This is a genomic window from Haloactinopolyspora sp. (assembly GCF_027324685.1).
GTDB lineage: Bacteria > Actinomycetota > Actinomycetes > Jiangellales > Jiangellaceae > Haloactinopolyspora.
This window is the reverse complement of record NZ_DAHVSH010000098.1, coordinates 1-6034: the sequence shown is the minus strand read 5'-3', so window position 1 is coordinate 6034 and position 6034 is coordinate 1. Positions and strand designations below refer to the sequence as shown.

4 protein-coding genes and 1 pseudogene are annotated in these 6034 nt (G+C 69.4%); all 5 read left to right on the top strand.

Annotation, left to right across the window (positions count from 1 at the left end; all coding sequences use genetic code 11):
- Positions 1-529: pseudogene (locus M6444_RS11015) on the top strand (glycosyl transferase family 1); the annotation flags it as partial.
- Between the two features lie 49 nt (positions 530-578).
- Complete coding sequence (locus tag M6444_RS11010; protein ID WP_298326889.1) at positions 579-1928, top strand: glycosyltransferase; 1350 nt, start codon at positions 579-581, stop codon at positions 1926-1928.
- Complete coding sequence (locus tag M6444_RS11005; protein ID WP_298326886.1) at positions 1925-2464, top strand: hypothetical protein; 540 nt, start codon at positions 1925-1927, stop codon at positions 2462-2464. Before M6444_RS11010 ends, M6444_RS11005 begins: the two co-directional genes overlap by 4 nt.
- Entirely contained in the window at positions 2461-4299 is a 1839-nt protein-coding gene (locus tag M6444_RS11000) for a glycosyltransferase family 4 protein (RefSeq protein WP_298326883.1), read from the top strand. The genes M6444_RS11005 and M6444_RS11000 overlap by 4 nt, the downstream gene beginning before the upstream one ends.
- Positions 4300-4549: 250 nt before the next feature.
- Positions 4550-6034, top strand: a 1485-nt coding sequence (locus tag M6444_RS10995; RefSeq protein WP_298326879.1) for an N-acetylmuramoyl-L-alanine amidase, incomplete at its 3' end; no start/stop codon positions are given.

Below are 6034 nucleotides of genomic sequence, written 5' to 3'. Positions count from 1 at the left end.
GTCGGCCACTTGGCTGCCGTTCGCCGTCGACGTGGACGCGTTGGCGTCGACGGCACCGGTGCTCGAACGTCGCCGGCCGATCGTCGTGCACGCGCCCACGAACGCGTGGCTCAAGGGCTCCGACGTCATCGACCCGGAACTGCAGCGCCTGCACGACGCCGGGCTCATCGAGTACCGGCGGGTGGACGGGCTGCCACACGCCGAGCTCGTCGCGATCATGCGCGAGTGCGACGTCGTGGTCGACCAGGCCCGGCTCGGTCTCTACGGGGTGACGGCGGCCGAAGCCATGGCAGCCGGCCGCGTCACCGTCGCGCACGTCGCGGCCCATGTGCGTGAACGCCTACCCGGCCGATTGCCGATCGTGGAGGCGACGCCCGACGATTTCGGCGCCGTCATCGAACGGATCGTGACCGAGCGCGCCGAAGCACAACAAGCCGCGGCGGCAGGGGCCGACTATGCCCGGCGATACCACGACGGCCGCGAATCGGCGCGCGCGTTGGCGTCCTTCCTCGCACCCGGGACATTATGATGCGTACCCATTCAGTGACACATCCAGTGACCGGACCTAGGACCCGTGCATGCCCCATCTGATCCACCTCGCGATCGGGTTCCCCCCGGCAGCCAAGAGCTCGACCTTCCGGTTACGTGAGACCGCCAACCTCTTCGCTGAGCTCGGCTGGGACGTCAGCGTCATCACGCTGCACGAGGAAGCGTGGATGCGCGAGAGCGGCATCGACCGCAGCTTGTCCGCCGGCGTGCACCCGAACGTCGACGTCATCGAGCTGCCCATCGGGCGTACCGACCTCGAGCCCAACATCCGCACGTACAGCAAGCTCCGGGCCCGCCACCCGAAGCGCTGGCAGGCCCAGGAACGCCGTCGCGAGCTCGCCATCTTTCCCGAGCCGGTGTTCGGATCGTGGCGGCCCGCCTTGGAGGAGGCCGTCACCTCGATTCATGCGCGTAAGCCGGCAGATCTGGTGATCGCCTCCTCGGCGCCCTACACGACCTTGGCCGCGGCATGGAAGCTGTGGGAGGACCACCGGGTGCCCTACGTCGTCGACTTCCGCGACGGCTGGTCGATCAACGTGCTCAACGGGCGCGAGGCGTTTCCGCTCGATTCGCCGGCGGGCCAGTGGGAGCACAAGGTCATCGGCCACGCCGAGGCGTTGTGGACGGTCAACCGGCCGATCCAGCAGTGGTACCAAGAACGCTACCCCGAGCGGGCCGACCGGGTCCGCGTCGTGCGCAACGGTTTCGACCCGATGCCGATGGCCACCCGTGGTGATCGAGACCCGGACCTGGGGTTGACCTTCGGCTACATCGGCACCGCCAGCTTCTCTGCCGCCCAGCTCAAGGCGCTGCTCGCAGGGTGGCGCGCGGCACGCGAGATCGAGCCGGTCCTCGCGCGCTCCACGCTGGAGTTCCGCGGCCACTTCGGCATCAGCATGGGCCGCGGCATGACCACGGTGGCCCGGATGATCCACGAGGCCGAGGACGACGGCGTGTTCTACGGCGGCCCGGTGCCCAAAGCCGAGGTGGGCGAGGTGTACTCCGGATGGGACGCCGGGGTGCTCCTGCTGGCCGGTGGGACTTACGTGACCTCGGGCAAGGTCTACGAATACCTGGCCAGCGGGCTGCCGATCATGTCGGCGCACGCGGCCGAGCACGCAGCAGTCGAAGTGCTCGAGGGCTATCCGCTGTGGGTGCCGCCCCCGCCGGAATGGAGTGCCGAGAACGCCGTCGTGTCGTTCGTCAAGACCGCCCGGATGGCGCTGACCACCACTGACGACGACCGAAGGAAAGCCCGTGAGCACGCCGAGCAGTACTCGCGCCGGGCTGTCATGGAGCCGGCCGTGCGCGAGATCGCCGCGCTGGTCGGTGGCCAGTCGCAGCCCCACGGCACCGCGAGCGAAGGAGGGGCACGGTGACCGAGGTCTTGTTCATCACGACCGAGCGACCGCCGCTGCACACTCTCGACGACGTCGCCGAGACACTGCGCACGCGGCATGGCGCGGTGTCACGGCTGGCGATCTTCTTCGACCCCGAGGACATCGCCGACTCGCTGCACCTGGAGGAGATCCACCGCGTTCAGGTTCATCTGTCCCAGCTCGGTGGCAAGCCGGTACGACGGTTCACGCCACGGTGGTTCTGGCTCCTCGTGCGCAACCCGCTGGCTCGGATGCGGCTGCGCCGCGCCGACAAGATCCTCCGGCCCTGGCTGATGGTGAAGAACGACCCATGGGTCCGGCGGCGCGCCGCTGACGCCGACGTGATCGTCGCCGTGGACGCCAACGCGGTCTACTGCGTGTGGGAGCTGGCCCAGATCAACACCACCGCCCACGCCGTGCGGGGACTCTACGAGTCCCTCGAAGTGCTGACAAAGGACGAATCACCTGGGTCTGGGCGGGCCGAGGTGGCTGGGTCCGCTGCGTCCGCCGAGTCGTCGGCTCCGATCGCCGAATGAGCGATCACGTGGCCACCGACGCCCAGCCGACGTTCGACGAAGCCGTCGCCGTACTCCGGGGGGTCGCCAGCCGCGGTCGACTGGCTCCGGTCACCGGCGCACAGGCCCGTGCGGCCTGGGAGCAGGTGAAAACACACGGCGAGGTTCCTGACGACGTGGGTGCGCAACTCGGCGCGATCATGCGGGCGATGCGCCATGGCCGCGCGCCCGAAGACGCCGAGGCCATGGCGGTCTCCGCGCTGTCGGCCGACCTGAGCGACGAAGCCCAAGCCCTGGTGTCGCTGGAACTGGCCACGGTACGCATGGCGATGGGTACTCGCCCGGCCGACCTGGACACGCTGGTCCGCGACGTGCTCGCCCACAGCGATGCGCACTTGCGCGCCGGCCGGGTCGCACGCGCGGGTGAAATGGTGGTTCTGGTCAACGAAGCGGTGTTCCATCGCGAGCTCAACGGCGAGGTCGAAGACTCGCCGCTGGTCTTCGACACCCAGCGGTTCCTCGCGCCGCTGCGCGAATCGCTGACCTATCAGGCGCTGAGTGCGCCGGTCGGATCGATGGCCGACCGGATTCCTGCTCCGCCGGCGCCGTCGAGCACCACACCGGGCGCACCGGCGGCCACCGCGCGACCAGCGCCGCCTCGGCCGAGCGGGCTGCGCGCCTTGCTGCCGCCGGACACCGCTCGCGGGCGCCTGGCGAGGCGGTTGCTGGGCCGGCCACAACCGAAGGGCCGCGTCGCCACACCGGCCTCGGCAACACCGGAGCCGTGGCCGACGGGATCCCCCCGCATCCTGGCCCTGTCGGCGGGCAACTTGCACTTCACCTCCGGCCTGTTGGCCGACCTCGAAGCTGGCGGTGCTGCCGTCCGGATCGTGGAGACCAGGCGATCGGGCTACCCGCGGCGCGGACATGCCGACATGGCCACCGACAGGTTGACCGAAGCGGCCGGGGGAACGCTGCCAGCCCTGCCGGCTGCAGCCTCGGCCGAGCTCGCCGCGGCTGACATCGTGTTCGTGGATTGGTTCGACGTGGCCGCGCAATGGGCAGCCCTGCACGTGCCCAGAAGCACCCGGCTGATCATCCGGGTGCACAGCCTCGAGGCGCTGTCCGCGCAGCCGCATCTGGCCGACTACTCCCGGATCTCGGACCTGATCTTCGTCGGCGGCCACATCCATGACTTGTTCATGCAGGCGGTTCCGGCCGCGCGCACGGTCCGGCGGGTGCACGTCGTGCCCAACGAGATGCGTCTGGAGCGCTTCGGGCTGCCCAAGACCGACGCCGCGGCCCGCACCATCGCGATGATCGGCTGGGGCCAGATGGTCAAGGACCCGCTGTGGGCGCTGGACCTGCTGGCTCGGCTCCGGGCCGACGACCCGGCGTGGCGGTTGCTGCTCATCGGCAGGGACTTCGCCGATTCGCAGATCACCAGCGGGTACCGGTATCGCGATGCCTTCCGGAAACGCTTGGTCGAGGATGACGTACGCGACGGTGTCGTCGATGTCGGGTACACCACCGACTTGCCCGAGGTGCTGCGCGAGGCCGGCTACATCCTCAGCTGCAGCCGTCGTGAAGGTGGTCCGGTCGGCGTCACCGAGGGGGCGGCATCTGGGGCCGTGCCGATCGTGCGGGACTGGCCGATGGCCGTCCCGTTCGGCGGAGCTCGGCGCGTCTTCCCGGCGGAGTGGGTCGTCGACGACCCGGCCCACGCAGCCGAACGCATCCGCTCGCTGGACGGCGCGGCTCGTGAGCAGGCCGGACAGCAGGCTCGGGAGTACGCCCTGCAGCACTTCGACTGGCCCGTCGTGGCCCCCCACTACCGCTCCATCTTTCTTGAATGATCATGTTCAGCAGGCAATTGGGTGCCGCGGCACCCGTGTACGCCTGATGGTGCGACACAAAGCCTCGTGGTGTCCGCCATCGCGCCGTCGAACGGCCCTGGGTAGGCCGTCCGTTCCGGTGCCGTGAGCGTCGTTCCTTCGGATGAGTATTGATTGTTCGGGTTGTCCGATCTCTCATCACACGAGACACTCAAGTCAGTTCGTGTCCCTTAAGTCGCTTGAGTAACACTCGTCTCACGGGGGTGAGGTCATGGCAGCGCGAGCGTTTCTGGCCCGGGGTTGCCTGGCAGTCGTCCTCGCAGGGAGCCTGCTCGCAACCGGCCTCTCATCGGCACCGCCGGCATCGTCACACCATGATCCACGGCTGACGCTCGCGAGTGAGTCCGACACGCCGCCCGCCGGTCCGTCGGCGAAAGCCACCACCGCGGACGACGGGCTGTCGACGGTCGACCTGACGACCCCCGGATTCGCCGCTCGATCCTCGGCAGAGCCGCCCATGCCCAGCCTCTACGCCGACCAGGACCTGCAACCGGCGGCCGTCACCGGTGAGATCACTGCCGACAGCTTCCGGCTCGTCGCCGTGACCTGGGACGGCGACGCCGACGCCGACTCCGGCGAAGCCGAGCTCGCCGCGTGGGTGCGTACCCGGACCGCAGGGGAGTGGACCCGCTGGTACGAGATTCCGCACGATCCCGAACACGGCCTCGAGGCCGACGGTGCCGAAGCCGACGGTGCCGAAGCCGACGTCCGGGCGGGCACCGACCCGTTGATCGTGGCCGCATCCGATGCCGTCCAGGTCCGCGTCGACACGGCCGACGGCACGGTGCCGAACGGGCTGCGGCTCGACCTCGTCGACCCCGGCGACGTGCCCGAAGCCCGCGCCGACGCGGCCGAATCCGTCGACACGGAGGAGCCCGCTGCGGCACGTCGACCCACGATCCGTACGCGGGCGCAATGGGGCGCAGACGAATCCCTGCGCGGCCCGGATCTGACCTACGCACGCGTCGACGGCGCGTTCGTGCACCATTCGGTGAGTGCGAACGCGTACGAGCCGGGCGAGGTCCCGGCCATGATCCGCGGGATCTACCGCTACCACGTCCGGTCCCGCGGGTGGAACGACATCGGCTACAACTTCCTGATCGACCGGTTCGGGCGAATCTGGGAAGGCCGCCACGGCGGGGTGGACCGGGCCGTGCAGGGCGCACACACCGCCGGCTACAACGACGACGCGTTCGGCGCGGCCGCGCTGGGCACCTACACCAGCAAGAGCGCCGAGCCACGGCTGGTGGAGGCGTTCCATAACCTGATCGCGTGGAAGTTCCGTGTGCATGGCGTCGATCCGCGGAAACCGGTCAACTACGACGGTGAGAAGTGGCCGGCCGTGGCGGGCCACCGGGACGCCGCGAGTACGGTCTGCCCGGGCGACGGCTTGTACCGGGCCCTGCCGACGATCCGCCGCAGCGTCCAGGCTTTGATGTACGGCAAACTGCCGACCCTGTCGGGGTTACCCAAGTCGCCCTCGGCTCAAGAGCTCATCGCGCGGCGTACGTCGGATCACTCGTTGTGGCGCTACAAGGGCACCGGCCATCCCCAACTGGTCGGCACCCACTGGAACTCCATGAACGCGCTCGCTTTCGGCGGCGCCGGCAACGGTGATCGTTGGCCGGATCTGCTCGCGCGCAAGCGCACGGACGGCAGCTTGTGGTTCTACGCCGGCCGCGCGGACGGACATCTC